A 14,172-nucleotide genomic window follows, 5' to 3' on the forward strand; every position below is an offset into this window, starting at 1 on the left:
AGTGAGCACCGACCTCGACCTGACCGCCGACCCCGTCGAACTGACCGCCGCGCTCGTCGACATCGAGAGCGAGTCGCGCAACGAGTCGGCAATCGCCGACGCGGTCGAGGCCGCCCTGCGCGCGCAGACGAGCGGATTCGAGATCCTCCGCCATGGCAACCGGGTCCTCGCACGGACCGACCGGGGGCACGCCCAGCGCGTCATCCTCGCCGGGCACCTCGACACCGTGCCGGTCGCCGGCAACCTCCCACACCGCCGCGAGACGGATTCGGAGGAGGGCGACGTCCTGCACGGATGCGGCACCGTCGACATGAAATCCGGTGACGCGGTGTTCCTCCACCTCGCGGCGACCCTGCCGGAACCCGCCTCGGATCTCACGCTGATCTTCTACGACTGCGAGGAGATCGCCGCGGAGTTCAACGGCCTGAACGACATCGAACGCGAACTCCCCGAGTGGCTCGCCGGTGACGTGGCGATCCTCGGCGAGCCGACCGCGGGGCTCATCGAAGCCGGATGCCAGGGGACGCTGCGGGTTCGGTTGTCGACGACGGGAACCCGAGCGCACTCGGCCCGATCCTGGATGGGCGACAACGCCATTCACAAGCTCGGCGGTGTCCTGACCACGCTGGCGGGGTACGAGGCCCGTCGGGTCGACATCGACGGCTGCGAGTACCGCGAGGGCCTGTCGGCGGTCGCGGTCGGCGGCGGGGTGGCCGGCAACGTGATCCCCGACGCCGCGCATGTCGACGTCAATTTCCGCTTCGCGCCGGACCGTTCGATCGACCAGGCGCTGGACCACGTCCGCGAGGTGTTCGCCGCCGACCTGGCCGACGGCACCATCGGGCTGGAGGTCACCGATTCCGCGGCCGGCGCCCTGCCCGGACTGGGGCACCCGGCCGCCGCGGCCCTTGTGGCGGCCGCAGGCGGACGCTTCCGCGCGAAGTACGGCTGGACCGACGTGTCGCGGTTCTCGGCGCTGGGCATCCCCGCAGTGAACCTGGGCCCCGGCGATCCCAATCTCGCGCATCGCGTCGACGAACGGGTGCCGGTGGAGCAGATCCGCGCGGTGACCGACCTACTGCGCACCTACCTGTCCTGACCTCGCGAGACCGGCGGAGCCGGACGGCGCTGCTAGCGTGACCGCCATGTCGACCACGCCCGAGCCGGAACCCGTCGAAGACGGAACGAACCCCGACACCTGCTACGTCGGCCCGATCCGGATTCGGCGGGACCAGCGCGGCAAGACCACGGACCGCCGCCTGCTGGAATGGGTCGACCCGCGCGACGCCACGCGTCGTTCCGAACGAACCATGCGCGACTCCTGGCGGGTCCTGCGCATCCAGTCCGAGTTCGTCGCCGGGTTCGATGCGATGAGCGAGGTCGCCGAGGCCGTGACCGTCTTCGGCTCGGCGCGACTGCATCCGGAGTCGCCGGAATACGCGCTCGGTGTCCGCGTGGGCCGAGCGCTGGGCGAGGCCGGTTACGCGGTCATCACCGGTGGCGGACCCGGTGCGATGGAAGCCGCCAACCAGGGGGCCCATCAGGCCGGGGCGCAGTCGATCGGACTCAACATCGAGCTGCCCTTCGAGCAGGGTCTCAACCCTTGGGTCGATCTCGGCATGAACTTTCGATACTTCTTCGTGCGCAAGACGATGTTCGTGAAGTACGCGCAGGCGTTCGTCTGTCTCCCCGGCGGGATGGGCACCCTCGACGAACTCTTCGAGGCGCTGACCCTGGTGCAGACCAAGAAGGTGGTCCGGTTCCCGATCGTGCTGGTGGGCAGCGACTTCTGGGGCGGCCTGCTGGACTGGATGCGCGACGTCCTCGCCGCGCGCGGGATGATCTCGCCCGAGGATCTGGACCTGCTCACCGTCGTCGACGATCCCGACGACGTGGTCGCCGCGATCGAGGCCGCGACACCCTGAGGGTCGATATGACCTTCCCGGCAGACGATGGCACGATTGCCCGGTGAGTGCTGTCTGCGTCTATTGCGCCTCCGGTCCCGTCGACCAGCCCTACCTCGATCTCGCCGCCGAAGTGGGTCGGACGCTCGCCGAACAGGGGCATGTGGTCGTCTCCGGTGGCGGGAACATCTCCATGATGGGCGCGCTGGTCAACGCCGCTCGCGAGGCCGGTGGCCACACGGTCGGCATCATCCCGCGCGCACTGATGAAGCACGAGGTCGCCGACCTCGGATCGGGCGAACTCGTGGTCACCGAGACCATGCGCGAACGCAAACGCCTCATGGACGAGCGTGCCGACGGGTTCATCACCCTCCCGGGCGGGATCGGGACGCTCGAGGAGCTCTTCGAGACCTGGACCGGGGGCTACCTCGGGATGCACGACAAACCGGTCGTCCTGCTCGATCCTGTCGATTTCTACGCGCCGTTGCTCGACTGGCTGCGAGAGTTGTCGACAACCGGGTTCGTCGCCCGACGATCGCTCGACCGGCTGCTCGTCACGCGGTCGGTCGCCGACGCGGTGGAGTTGGCGACGGCACGGGAAGGCCTTGCTACCGGCCGGTAAGGTAGCGCCTGAGTGCGCGGGGCACTCGAAACGCCAGCGGGAGAGCGGAGGGCAGATGTCCCAAGGGGTCGAGCAGCAGGACAGTCGGCAGCAGAGTGTGAAGAAGACCGTCGGTATCCCCGACATCCTTCGCGGCGTGGTGAAGATGGCGCCACATGCGACCGGGATGATCAAGCACGCGCCGGGGCTCATCCGACGCCCACCGGAGGCCAAGCGGACCATCGGTTCGGTCTTCCAGAAGCACGCGGCCGAGCACCCCGACCGGCCGTTCGTCCGGTTCGAGGGCCGCACGACCACCTACGGCGAGGCCAACCGCCGCGTGAACCGTTACGCCGCAGCACTTTCCGCAGACGGCGTCGGCAAGGGCGACGTGGTGGCGCTGCTCTCCAAGAACTGCACGACCGACCTGCTGCTGATGCTCGCCACCGTCAAACTCGGCGCGATCGCCGGGATGCTGAACTACAACCAGCGCGGTGAGGTGCTCGAGCACAGCGTCGGCCTCCTCGAGGCCAAGGTCCTCATCCACGATCCCGAGTGCGCGGAGGCCTTCGAGTCGATCCCGGAATCGGTCCTGCCCGAACACGTCTACGATTTCGCCGCGTTCGACGCCGCGGCCGAGGGACTCTCGGAAGCCGATCCCGAGGTCACCGAGCAGCTGCCCGCATCGACCAAGGCGTTCTACATCTTCACCTCCGGCACCACGGGGATGCCGAAGGCCAGCGTGATGAGCCACAACCGGTGGCTGGCGAGCCTGTCCGGCATCGGCGGTCTCGCGGTGCGGTTGCGCCACAGCGACACCATGTACGTCCCGCTGCCGCTCTACCACAACAACGCGCTGTCGGTGTCACTGTCCTCGGTCCTCGCCTCGGGTGCGTGCATCGCCATCGGACGCTCGTTCTCGGCGTCGAAGTTCTGGGACGACGTGATTCTCAACCGTGCGACGGCCTTCTGCTACATCGGCGAGCTGTGCCGCTACCTCCTCGCCCAGCCCGAGAAGCCCACGGATCGCCAACATTCCGTGCACACCGTGGTCGGCAACGGTATGCGCCCGGACATCTGGGACGAGTTCCGCGAGCGTTTCGGGGTCGACCGCGTCGTCGAGTTCTACGGGGCCAGCGAACTCAACCTCGCATTCGTCAACGCGTTCAGCGTCGACAAGACCGCCGGCTTCTGCCCGCTCCCGTACAAGATCGTGGAATACGACGAGGAGGGTAACCCCAAGCGCGGCGACGACGGCCGGCTCGTGAAGGTCGGCCGGGGCGGTACCGGCCTGCTGCTCGCCCAGATCAGTGACCGGGTGCCCGTCGACGGCTACACCGACTCCGAGGAGACCGAGAAGAAGATCATCCGCGACGCCTTCAAGGACGGTGACTCCTACTTCAACTCCGGTGACCTCGTCCGCGATCAGGGGTTCGCGCACATCGCCTTCGTCGACCGGCTCGGCGACACCTTCCGCTGGAAGGGCGAGAACGTCGCCACCACCCAGGTCGAGGGGGCGGTCGACTCCTATCAGGCCGTCGCCCAGTCGGTGGCGTACGGCGTCGAGGTCCCCGGCACCGACGGTCGCGCCGGGATGATCGCGATCAAGCTGCGCGAGGGCGCCGACCTCGACCCGGGCGCGTTCGCCCGCCATCTCTACGACGCGCTGCCGTCGTACGCGGTGCCGCTGTTCGTTCGGATCGTCGACGATTTCGAGCAGACCTCGACCTTCAAGAACCGCAAGGTCGAGCTGCGCAAGGAGGGGTACACCGACGCCGAGGCCGAACGGCTCTACGTGTTGCTCGGCAAGGAGAAGGGCTACACCGAGTTCTACGACGACTACCCCGACGACGTCGCCGCCGCCAAGGTGCCCAAGGGGTGAGTTCCGACCCGGAAACGTCGGCATCGGACACGCTGTGCGGGCGGCGGGTGCCGACCGACCGCGCGTTGGTGATGGCGATCGTCAACCGCACCCCTGATTCGTTCTACGACCGAGGTGCGAGCTTCGACGACGCCGCCGCCCAGGCGCACGTCGACCGGGTCGTCGCCGAGGGTGCCGACATCATCGACGTCGGTGGGGTCAAGGCCGGACCCGGACGCGAGGTCGACGCCGCGACCGAGGCCGCCCGGGTCGTCGGCATGATCGCCTGGATCCGCGACCGGCATCCGGACGTGCTGATCAGCGTCGACACCTGGCGCAGCGAGGTCGCCGACCAGGCCTGCGCCGCCGGCGCGGATCTCATCAACGACACCTGGGCGGGATTCGACCCCGACGTCGTCGACGTCGCCGCCGAACGCGGGGCCGGGATCGTCTGCTCGCACACGGGTGGCGCGCGGGTGCGGACCCGGCCGCACCGCGTCGCATACGGGGACTCGGTCGACGCGGTCGTGGCCGACGTGATCCGGGAGGTGACCTCCGCGGCCGACCGGGCGCTCGCTGCCGGGGTCCGTCGAGACTCGATCGTTATCGATCCGACGCACGATTTCGGCAAGAACACTCACCACGGGCTGGCTCTGTTACGCGGTGTGAAAGATCTTGTTAACACAGGCTGGCCGGTCCTGATGGCGCTGAGCAACAAGGATTTCGTAGGGGAGACTCTGGGTACAGACCTAGCGCACCGATTGGAAGGGACTCTGGCCGCGACAAGTCTGGCCGCCGCCCAAGGCGCCCGGATCTTCCGCGTCCACGAAGTCGCTGCCACTCGTCGCGTGGTCGACATGGTCGCTGCCATCGCGGGAGCGAAACCACCCGCCCGAACAGTCAGGGGACTCGCATGACCAAGCAGCAGAAGCGACGTAAGCCCAGCACCGTCAGCCGGGACAAGGCCGCCATGTGGCCGACGGTCGCCCAGACCCCGGGGACCGAGCAGCGCTGGTCGGCAACCCACACCTGGGAGCAGCCGGACTGGACGATCGACGACCTCGTCGACGCGAAGAACGGCCGGACCATCTCGGTGGTGCTGCCCGCGCTGAACGAGGAAGAGACCGTCGCCGACGTCATCGCCACGATCATGCCGCTGTACGGCACCCTGGTCGACGAGATCATCGTGCTGGACTCCGGGTCCACCGATGCCACCGCCGAGCGCGCGCTCGCCGCCGGCGCGCAGGTGATCTCCCGCGAGGAGGCGGTACCCGAGCTGGACCCGGTCAAGGGCAAGGGTGAGGTGCTGTGGCGTTCGGTCGCCGTGGCGACCGGCGACATCATCGCATTCGTCGATTCCGACCTCATCGACCCGGACCCGATGTTCGTGCCCAAGATGCTCGGTCCGCTCCTGCTGAACCCCGAGATCCAGCTCGTGAAGGGCTACTACCGGCGCCCGCTGCGCACGGGCGGTACGCACGACGCGAACGGTGGCGGACGCGTGACCGAGCTCGTGGCACGCCCCCTCCTGGCATCCCAGAAGCCGGATCTCACCGCGGTCCTCCAGCCACTCGGCGGCGAGTACGCCGGCACCCGCGAGTTGCTCTCGTCGGTGCCGTTCGCGCCGGGCTACGGGGTCGAGATCGGCCTTCTCATCGACACCTATGACCGGTACGGCCTGGCCGGGATCGGTCAGGTCAACCTCGGGGTCCGAACCCATCGCAACCGCCCGCTGGTGGAATTGGGGGTCATGAGCCGCCAGATCGTCGGAACCCTGATGCGCCGCTGCGGCATCGAGGACTCGGGCGTCGGGCTCACCCAGTTCACCGCCGAACCCGACGGCTCCTTCACGCCGCACACCACCGAGGTCTATCTCGAGGATCGTCCGCCGATGAACACCGTGCGCGCCCTGACCCCCAAGGCCGAGGAGATGGCCTCCTAGGCGGCTCCGGACCTGATGGGCCGGACCTGATGAACCCGGCCCCGACCCGGCGACGCCGCCCGCCCTGACGCGGGTGGCCGTCGCCGGGTCGGTGCTGTGCCGGGCCGTCGTCCGGGCGCTTCTGCCAGGATGGAACGCATGCAGACGCTGCTGCTGTACCTGCTGATCATGGGACTCGTCGTCGCGATCGTGTTCGCTGTCGTCTGGTTCGTGTTCGGACGCGGAGAAGATCTGCCGCCGGTCGAGCCCGACACCACGCTCACCCGGTTGCCGTCGGTGGGCATCACCGGTGACGACGTGCGTGCGTTGCGCTTCGCCCAGACCCCGCGTGGTTACAAGCAGGCCGAAGTCGACTGGGCGCTGGCACGTCTCGCGCGTGAGGTCGACGACCTGCGGTCGGTGATCACGCGTCTGCGCGAACGGGAGTCGGTGCCCGGGGCGGAAGCGGGCGCGGCTCCGGACGATCCCGCCGCTGGTATCACCGGGAACGGCGGCGTGGACGCCGGGCGGTCCGGCCCGCCGAGCACCCCCCAGTAGGGGCTGTACGTCGAGACCGCGCGGCGCGCGTGTCGCGCACTGACAATCGTGTGCGACCCGGGCACGTATCATGTTCGGAGCAGGGACCTTGAAGGGAGCTTGAGAATGGCGGCAATGAAGCCACGTACTGGGGACGGCCCCCTCGAAGCGGCCAAAGAAGGGCGTGGAATCGTTGTCCGGATTCCGATCGAAGGTGGAGGTCGACTGGTCGTCGAGCTGACCGCCGACGAAGCAGCCGCGCTGGGCGAGGAACTCCGCGGGGTAACCGGCTGAACATGCCCCACGAGGGTAGTTCCCATGAGGCCCGGGCGGACCCACCGACCCCGCACCGGGCGCATGGCCTCACTTCGGTACTCGAGATCCTGCGCTGCCCGGTGTGTACCGGGCGCCTGTCGGCCGACGGCGCGTCGCTGCGCTGTCCGCAGGCGCATTCTTTCGACCTCGCCCGTCAGGGCTATGTCTCACTGCTCGACGGCCGGTCCGGCGCGCTGCGCGCCGACACCGCAGCCATGGTGGCCGCCCGAGCCCGCGTGCACGACTCCGGTTTCCTGCTCCCCGTGGTCGATTTCGTCGCCGGCCGCGCGGCCGAGGTCACGGGTGGACACGACCGGCCGGTGATCCTCGACGCGGGGGCCGGTGGCGGACACTATCTTCGCACCGCGGTCGAGGCGAGTGGGGTGCCCGGCGGTGACGGACGGTCCTCGGCCGCCGGAATCGGCCTGGACCTCTCGAAGTACTGCGCGCGGGCCATGGCGCGGGGACCCCGACCCCTCGCTGCCGTCGTCGCCGACGTCTGGCGCGGCCTGCCCGTCGTCGATGACGCTGTCGCGGTGGTGCTCTCGGTGTTCGCGCCGCGCAACGCGAGCGAGTTCGCCCGCGTACTGGCCCCTGATGGCGCACTGATCATCGTGAGTCCGGGGCCCGACCACCTCGGCGAACTCATCGAGCCGATGGCGATGCTGCGTGTCGACGAGGCCAAATCCGAGCGCCTCCGTGCCTCGCTCGACGCGGGCTTCGAATTGGTCGACGAGTCACCTGTCCGGTACTCCGCAGACGTCGACGCGCAGACCGTGGGGGATCTGGTCGCCATGGGCCCGTCGGCATTTCACTCCGACGAGGCCGACATCCGCTCGCGGGCCGCGGCCTTCGCCGGGGACGGTCGGGTGCCGGTCACGGTGTCGGTCGTGGTGACCACGTGTCGGCCCGTCCGCGGACGCTCACCCGCTCAACGCCGTACGGACTCGTAGACACCCAGCGTCTGTTCGGCGATCGACGCCCAGGAGAACTCGGCTTCGGCGCGTTCGCGGCCGGCCACCCCCATCGCCGACGCCGCCGCCGCATCCGAGGCCACCGCGTTCACCGTGTCGGCGAGATCGTGTTCGAAGGTCGCCGGATCGACGGGGTCGTACCGCACGAGGCGGCCGGTGACGTTGTCGCGCACCACCTCGGGAATGCCGCCGACCGCCGAGGCCACCACCGCGGTACCGCAGGCCATCGCCTCGAGGTTGACGATGCCCAGCGGTTCGTACACCGATGGGCACACGAAGACCGTTGCCGCGGTCAGGATCTCGCGGATGCGGGGGAGTGGGAGCATCTCGCGCACCCAGTGGACGCCGGGACGCGAGGCGGAGAGTTCGCCCACCGCGCTCTCGATCTCGGCGCCGATCTCCGGCGTGTCGGGGGCACCAGCACAGAGGACGAGCTGGATGTCCGGATCGAACCGGTGCGCCGCGGCCACCAGATGTGCGACGCCCTTCTGCCGGGTGATCCGGCCGACGAACGCCGCGATCGGGCGATCCGGGTCGAGCCCGAGTGCGGTCGGCGTCGAGTCGGGTCCGAACGGATCGTCGACCGGGAACCATTGAGATGTGTCGATCCCGTTGCGCACCACATGGACACGCTCAGGGTCCAGACGCGGGTAGGTGTCACAGATCTCGGTGCGCATCCCCGAGCTCACCGCGATCACCGCGTCGGCGTACTCCACCGCGTTGCGTTCCACCCAGCTCGACACCCGGTACCCGCCGCCGAGTTGCTCGGCCTTCCACGGGCGCGACGGTTCGAGCGAGTGGGCGGTCAGCACGTGCGGCACGTCGTAGAGCTGTCCCGCCAGGTGCCCGGCAAGGCCGGTGTACCAGGTGTGGGAGTGCACGACATCGGCACCGGACGCACCCACCACCATCCGCAGATCGGCCGACAGCGTCGTGATCGCCGCATTCGCCCCGGCCAACCCCGGGTCGGGGGTGTACACCGAGGCAGTCTCCCGCTCGGCGCCCATGCAGTGCACGTCGACGGTGATGAGATCGCGCAGATACCGGACCAATTCGGTGACGTGGACCCCGGCGCCACCGTAGACCTCAGGTGGATATTCCCGTGTCATCATCGCCACCCGCATGATCTCGACGCTAGTGCCAACGCGCGCAGATCGCCATCGGTGCTGCCAAACCCCGGTCGCGGCCGACGCCACGCATACTGACCGCCCGGTCATCTGGCCGACGGCTTCGATCGCGGTTAAGTTGGGGGAGTGAGATCTGAGCCGCACGTCCTCGGCATCGTCCTCGCAGGCGGCGAAGGCAAGCGTCTGTACCCGCTGACGATGGACCGCGCCAAACCTGCGGTGCCCTTCGGCGGTGCCTACCGACTCATCGACTTCGTGCTGTCCAACCTGGTCAATGCCGGTTACGAGCGCATTTGCGTGCTGACACAGTACAAGTCGCATTCGCTGGACCGGCACATCTCGCAGACCTGGTGGACGTCGGGATTCCACGGCGAGTACATCACCCCGGTGCCGGCCCAGCAGCGACTCGGACCACGCTGGTACACCGGCAGTGCCGATGCGATCTTCCAGTCGATGAACCTCATCACCGACGAACGACCCGAGTACATCGTCGTCTTCGGAGCCGATCACGTGTACCGGATGGATCCGTCGCAGATGGTGGCCGCGCACATCGAATCCGGCGCCGACGTCACGGTGGCCGGGATCCGCGTGCCCCGAGCGGAGGCGGTGGCCTTCGGCTGCATCGACTCCGACGAGAGCGGGAAGATCACCCGCTTCCTGGAGAAGCCGGCCGATCCGCCCGGCACGCCGGACGATCCCGACGTGACGTTCGCGTCGATGGGCAACTACGTGTTCACCACCGAGGCGCTGGTCGACGCGCTGCGCGCCGACGCCGCCGACTCGGACTCCGACCACGACATGGGCGGTGACATCATCCCGGCCTTCGTGCGCCGGAACACCGCCTTCGTCTACGACTTCAAGGACAACCAGGTACCCGGTGCCACCGAACGCGACACCGGTTACTGGCGCGACGTCGGAACACTGGATGCGTTCTACGAGGCGCACATGGACCTGGTGTCGGTCCACCCGATCTTCAACCTCTACAACGGCCGCTGGCCCATCCGCGGCGAGACCCACAACCTGCCGCCCGCCAAGTTCGTCCAGTCCGGGGTCGCCGAGGACTCGGTCGTGGGATCCGGCTGCATCATCTCCGGGGGCACGGTCCGCAACTCGGTGCTGTCCTCGAACGTCATCGTCGAAGACGGCGCGGTGGTCGAGGGCAGCGTGCTGATGCCCGGCGTCCGCGTCGGTAAGGGTGCCGTCGTCCGCAAGGCGATCCTCGACAAGAACGTCGTGGTGGGCGACGGCGAGCAACTCGGTGTCGACGTGAGCGCCGACCGCGAGCGGTTCTCCGTCAGCGCCGGTGGTGTCGTGACGGTAGGGAAGAACATCCGGGTCTGACGACGGCCCTTCGTGGCTCGCTTCGCTCGCACCTCAGGGAGCGGGGGAGCCGCCGTCCCGCAAGGCCGCGTCGATGAGCGTCGCGATGTCGTCTCCGGCGTCGTCCGGAAGCGCGTCGACCGGCCACCAGCGGAGGTCCACGGACTCGTCACTGCATACGACGCGGGGGAGTTCGCCGTCGGGCGTCGGGGCGGCGACCACCCGGTAGCGGACGTCGAGGTGGCGGGTGGGGACTCCCAAGGAGCAGGTGATCGGGTGGGTGTGGAGGTGGACCATCCCGTCACCGGCGAGCGTGGGGTCGGCGGTGTCGAGCACGAGTTCGGGCATGCCCGACTCTTCTCGCGCCTCGCGCAGCGCCGCGCCGGCGAGGGAATCGTCGGAGGGTTCGCAGTGACCGCCGAGCTGTATCCACTTCCCGACGCGGGGGTGCAGGGTCAGCAGAACGTGTCGGCGCGTCGCGTCGAAGACGATCGCCGAACCCGTCAGATGTCCTGGTGCGCAGGCCCGAAGACACCCGTCCGGGGACGCGGCGAGGAACGCGAGATATGCGTGACGCAGGGAGTCCTGGGCGGGATCGGGTGTCTCCCACCGTGTCAGGGCCTCGACGGCGGAGGCGTGCAGCGACTCGGCGGTCACAGTTCGACGACCCACTCCGCGGTGGGGGCGGGGTCGCGCAACCCGGCCGGTTCGAGCGGATGTCCGATGGCGACGGCCCCCAGCGGTTCCCAACTCGAATCCAGATCGAGGACGCGGCGCACCGTCGGCGCGGCGAAGATGGTCGACCCGACCCAGCAGCTGCCGATGTCGCGGACCGCCAGCGCGGTGAGCAGGGTGGCGACCGCCCCGCCCGCGGCCACGGTGAACATCGTGTGCTCGGCGGCGTTGCGACGATCATCGGGGTAGTCGTGGGCGCCCTCGGGTACGAGGAACGGGATCACCAGTTCCGGGGCGTCGTAGAGGATCTGCCCGCGTCGAAGTCGCTTCTCGATGGATTCGGCTGTCTTCGAGTCCGATTCGAGGTCGGTGCGCCAGTCGCGCGTCATCGCGTCGAGCAGTTCGCGGCGTCGCGAGGCGGAACGCATCCACACGAAGCGGACCGGATGTGTGTGGTGGGGTGCCGGGGCGGTGAGCGCCTCGGCGAGGGCGTCGCGCAGCTCCGCCGGGTCGACGGGCCGGTCGGCGAAGGTGCGCACCGAACGCCGGGTGCGGATGGCCTCTCGGCGGCCCTGTGCGATCGCCTCTTCGGTCCCGAGGCGGAACAGGTCCTCGTCGTAGGGACGGATGAGGTCGGCGGCGGTGGTGCCGTCGTCGGCCGGAGCGAACCCGCGGACGACGGCGACGGGGACGGCGGCGAGCTTGCCCTTGACGAGGTCTGCCGCGGCGGCGAGTTCGTCGGCCACCGCTATCTCGGTGACGATCAACGGATTCCCGTAGTCGTCGACGCCGCCCTCGTATGGGTGGGTCACGGCGATGCCGGCCGCGCCGATGGCAACGTCGGTCTGTCCGGTCCGCCAGGCCCGACCCATCGTGTCGGTGATGATCACCGCGACGTCGAGGCCGGCGGCGTCGGCGATGGCACGCCGCAGTGACGCCGCACTGCGGTCGGGGTTCTCCGGCAGGAGTGCCAGCTGATCGCTGCGCACATTCGAGCCGTCGATCCCGGCCGCGGCCTGCACCAGGCCGAGACGGTTCTCGGTGATCAGGGTTCGGTTCTTACGGGCCAGGACGCGCACCGATTCGGCGTCGACGAGGCGACGACGCAGTGCGTCCCGCTCCTCGGGATCGCTGGGCGCATCGACCATCCGCCCTTCGGCCTTGGAGATGATCTTGCTGGTGACCACCAGCACGTCGCCGGACTCGAGCCAGGGTGCGGCGCCGAGGATCTCGCCCGCGACGTCGGAGTCGGCGGTGAACTCGGGCAGGCCGGTCACCGGCCGGATCTCGAGATGTCCCGGTGCGCGGTGGTCGGGGCGAGCGGTCACTGCACGCCCTTGTTGGTCTCGGGCAGCGGTACGTCGACGAGCGCGCAGGCCGCACGCACCATCTGCGCGGTGGCCGCGGGGTCGGTCATGAGCAGCGGTGCGGTACCGACGGCGATGCCGTCGACAGCGGCGTGGTCGCCGTCGGCGATGAGCCAACCGTCGAGAATCCCGTTGCCGCTGCGGGCGCCGTAGTGTCCGGCGATCCCCTGTGCCGAGGACTCGACCTCGATCACGGACAGGCATTCGTCGGCCATGCCGCGCAGGGGACGGTTGTCGATGACCGGTGAGATCCCGACCACCGGGGCCCTGGTCTGGCGCAGCGCGCTGCGCATCCCGGGAACACTGACGATGGCGCCGATGCTCACGACCGGGTTCGACGGCGCGAGGAGGATGACATCGGCGTCGGCGATCGCGTCGAGGACGCCGGGTGCCGGCGCCGTGTCGTCCGAACCGACCTGCGCGAAGCCGAAGGTGGGGATCTGCGCGCGATGGCGTACCCACCATTCCTGGAAGTGGATCGCGACCCGTTCGCCGTCCTCGCCGTCGGGTTTGGCGACCACGACGTGGGTTTCGTGACGATCGTCGGTGACGGGCAGGAGCCGCACCCCGGGGACCCAGCGCCGGCACAGGGCGGCCGTGACGTCGGACAGCCGGTACCCGGCGTCGAGCATCTGGGTCCGGATGAGGTGGGTCGCGAGATCGCGATCGCCGAGGCCGAACCAATCCGGGTCGGCCCCGTAGGCGGCGAGTTCCTCTTTCGCGCGCCAGGATTCGTCGCGCCGACCCCACCCGCGTTCGGGATCGATCCCGCCCCCGAGTGTGTACATACAGGTGTCGAGGTCGGGGCAGATGCGGACGCCGTGCATCCAGGCGTCGTCGCCCACGTTCACGATGGCGGTGATCTCGTGCTCGGTCGCCGGGGCGCCGGACGCGTCGTCCTGGGGGGCCGGGAACGCCGTCGGGCCGAACAATTCGCGCAGACCGAGGAGGAATCGTGCCCCTCCGACGCCCCCGACGAGTACGGTCACCTTCACAGCAGGTACTCCTTCACACCGCCACTGTAGTGCGCGGTGCGAGTCGGCGGTCAGGCGCTGTCGGTGCGGTGCGGATGGTTTCGACCCGTGCCGGGTTCGGTGTGACATTCACGTCGGGTTGAGGTCAATGTCGTGTCGAGTCACAGGGTTGTCGGATCCTGGTGGTAAACAGAGAATCTTTGACTTCAACTTGACCCGGACCGCCTTGGGCGTGTGTAATCACATCAGTGTCATTCCGAGTTTGAGATCGAGAACCTTCGGATCGAAAACCGCTGGACTTCAACGGATTCGATCGTATGTTCGAACTCGGGTGAGGGTCGGTTCCGGCACTTCGCGGGCCGTCGCTCGGGCGCTGTGTACGTCTGATGTGGGTGTTTCCACATCCGTAGTACAAGTGGTGTGGCAACAGTGGTGGGTGCGGCACACAGGCCGTGTTCGCAGAGGACGCAGAAACTACCAACATCCCGAGCTAGGAGGCGCCGACGATGGCTTTGGAAAACCCGATCGGCAATCCGCTTGAACCACAGAACCGCCCGCAATTCACCGCCGAATTCAACACCCTTGGCCCCGTTGAT

General features: G+C 68.7%; 14 protein-coding genes. 10 read left to right on the forward strand and 4 right to left on the reverse strand.

Translation table 11 applies throughout. From position 1 onward, the window contains the following. Window position 1 precedes the first annotated feature (1 nt). The 9 genes from dapE to JW364_RS04810 all read left to right on the forward strand — a co-directional run bounded on the left by dapE (window position 2) and on the right by JW364_RS04810 (window position 8,092). Window positions 2-1,099, forward strand: coding sequence for a succinyl-diaminopimelate desuccinylase (gene dapE / locus JW364_RS04770; RefSeq protein ID WP_205334085.1), 1,098 nt, complete (start codon window positions 2-4; stop codon window positions 1,097-1,099). A gap of 46 nt (window positions 1,100-1,145) precedes the next feature. Beyond that, on the forward strand, window positions 1,146-1,925 hold the full coding sequence (locus tag JW364_RS04775) for a TIGR00730 family Rossman fold protein (RefSeq protein ID WP_058252572.1): 780 nt from the start codon (window positions 1,146-1,148) through the stop codon (window positions 1,923-1,925). Between the two features lie 43 nt (window positions 1,926-1,968). Further along, window positions 1,969-2,526, forward strand: a complete 558-nt coding sequence (locus JW364_RS04780; RefSeq protein WP_137809034.1) for a TIGR00730 family Rossman fold protein — start codon at window positions 1,969-1,971, stop codon at window positions 2,524-2,526. A 55-nt stretch (window positions 2,527-2,581) separates the two neighbouring features. Then, window positions 2,582-4,387: a long-chain-acyl-CoA synthetase gene (locus JW364_RS04785; RefSeq protein ID WP_205334086.1), complete on the forward strand. Its 1,806-nt coding sequence runs from the start codon at window positions 2,582-2,584 to the stop codon at window positions 4,385-4,387. Between the two features lie 71 nt (window positions 4,388-4,458). Continuing rightward, complete coding sequence (gene folP, locus JW364_RS04790; RefSeq protein WP_091344402.1) at window positions 4,459-5,283, forward strand: dihydropteroate synthase; 825 nt, start codon at window positions 4,459-4,461, stop codon at window positions 5,281-5,283. Then, complete coding sequence (locus JW364_RS04795; RefSeq protein WP_055475896.1) at window positions 5,280-6,308, forward strand: glucosyl-3-phosphoglycerate synthase; 1,029 nt, start codon at window positions 5,280-5,282, stop codon at window positions 6,306-6,308. Before folP ends, JW364_RS04795 begins: the two co-directional genes overlap by 4 nt. 138 nt (window positions 6,309-6,446) lie before the next feature. After that, window positions 6,447-6,845: a DivIVA domain-containing protein gene (locus JW364_RS04800; RefSeq protein ID WP_055475940.1), complete on the forward strand. Its 399-nt coding sequence runs from the start codon at window positions 6,447-6,449 to the stop codon at window positions 6,843-6,845. A gap of 105 nt (window positions 6,846-6,950) precedes the next feature. Further along, window positions 6,951-7,118 (forward strand): DUF3117 domain-containing protein, encoded by a 168-nt coding sequence (locus JW364_RS04805; protein WP_004019232.1) that lies wholly within the window; start codon window positions 6,951-6,953, stop codon window positions 7,116-7,118. A 2-nt stretch (window positions 7,119-7,120) separates the two neighbouring features. Further along, window positions 7,121-8,092, forward strand: a complete 972-nt coding sequence (locus JW364_RS04810; protein WP_083229464.1) for a putative RNA methyltransferase — start codon at window positions 7,121-7,123, stop codon at window positions 8,090-8,092. On the opposite strand, the gene glgA is transcribed toward JW364_RS04810, so the two are convergent. Beyond that, window positions 8,071-9,237 (reverse strand): glycogen synthase, encoded by a 1,167-nt coding sequence (glgA, locus tag JW364_RS04815; RefSeq protein WP_197282777.1) that lies wholly within the window; start codon window positions 9,235-9,237, stop codon window positions 8,071-8,073. The genes JW364_RS04810 and glgA overlap by 22 nt on opposite strands. 129 nt (window positions 9,238-9,366) lie before the next feature. Here glgA and glgC point away from each other — a divergent pair, with 129 nt between their 5' ends. Beyond that, the gene (gene glgC, locus JW364_RS04820) at window positions 9,367-10,581 is read left to right on the forward strand and encodes a glucose-1-phosphate adenylyltransferase (RefSeq protein ID WP_165629808.1); all 1,215 of its coding nucleotides are present in this window, start codon (window positions 9,367-9,369) and stop codon (window positions 10,579-10,581) included. A 33-nt stretch (window positions 10,582-10,614) separates the two neighbouring features. On the opposite strand, the gene JW364_RS04825 is transcribed toward glgC, so the two are convergent. The 3 genes from JW364_RS04825 to cofD are packed head-to-tail and all read right to left on the reverse strand — an operon-like array spanning window position 10,615 to window position 13,597. Beyond that, on the reverse strand, window positions 10,615-11,217 hold the full coding sequence (locus JW364_RS04825) for an NUDIX hydrolase (RefSeq protein ID WP_068972063.1): 603 nt from the start codon (window positions 11,215-11,217) through the stop codon (window positions 10,615-10,617). After that, complete coding sequence (locus JW364_RS04830; protein ID WP_058252537.1) at window positions 11,214-12,563, reverse strand: coenzyme F420-0:L-glutamate ligase; 1,350 nt, start codon at window positions 12,561-12,563, stop codon at window positions 11,214-11,216. The genes JW364_RS04825 and JW364_RS04830 overlap by 4 nt, the downstream gene beginning before the upstream one ends. Continuing rightward, window positions 12,560-13,597, reverse strand: coding sequence for a 2-phospho-L-lactate transferase (gene cofD / locus JW364_RS04835; RefSeq protein ID WP_068972064.1), 1,038 nt, complete (start codon window positions 13,595-13,597; stop codon window positions 12,560-12,562). The genes JW364_RS04830 and cofD overlap by 4 nt, the downstream gene beginning before the upstream one ends. Window positions 13,598-14,172: the final 575 nt, after the last annotated feature.

Origin of the sequence: Gordonia sp. BP-119 (assembly GCF_016924115.1) — a bacterium.
GTDB lineage: Bacteria > Actinomycetota > Actinomycetes > Mycobacteriales > Mycobacteriaceae > Gordonia > Gordonia hongkongensis.

Coding starts and splice junctions, on each gene's coding strand:
- JW364_RS04775 (WP_058252572.1), top strand. CDS start 1,146: ATGTCGACCACGCCCGAGCCGGAACCCGTCGAAGACGGAACGAACCCC.
- JW364_RS04805 (WP_004019232.1), top strand. CDS start 6,951: ATGGCGGCAATGAAGCCACGTACTGGGGACGGCCCCCTCGAAGCGGCC.
- JW364_RS04795 (WP_055475896.1), top strand. CDS start 5,280: ATGACCAAGCAGCAGAAGCGACGTAAGCCCAGCACCGTCAGCCGGGAC.
- glgA (WP_197282777.1), bottom strand. CDS start 9,237: ATGCGGGTGGCGATGATGACACGGGAATATCCACCTGAGGTCTACGGT.
- JW364_RS04800 (WP_055475940.1), top strand. CDS start 6,447: ATGCAGACGCTGCTGCTGTACCTGCTGATCATGGGACTCGTCGTCGCG.
- JW364_RS04810 (WP_083229464.1), top strand. CDS start 7,121: ATGCCCCACGAGGGTAGTTCCCATGAGGCCCGGGCGGACCCACCGACC.
- JW364_RS04785 (WP_205334086.1), top strand. CDS start 2,582: ATGTCCCAAGGGGTCGAGCAGCAGGACAGTCGGCAGCAGAGTGTGAAG.
- folP (WP_091344402.1), top strand. CDS start 4,459: ATGGCGATCGTCAACCGCACCCCTGATTCGTTCTACGACCGAGGTGCG.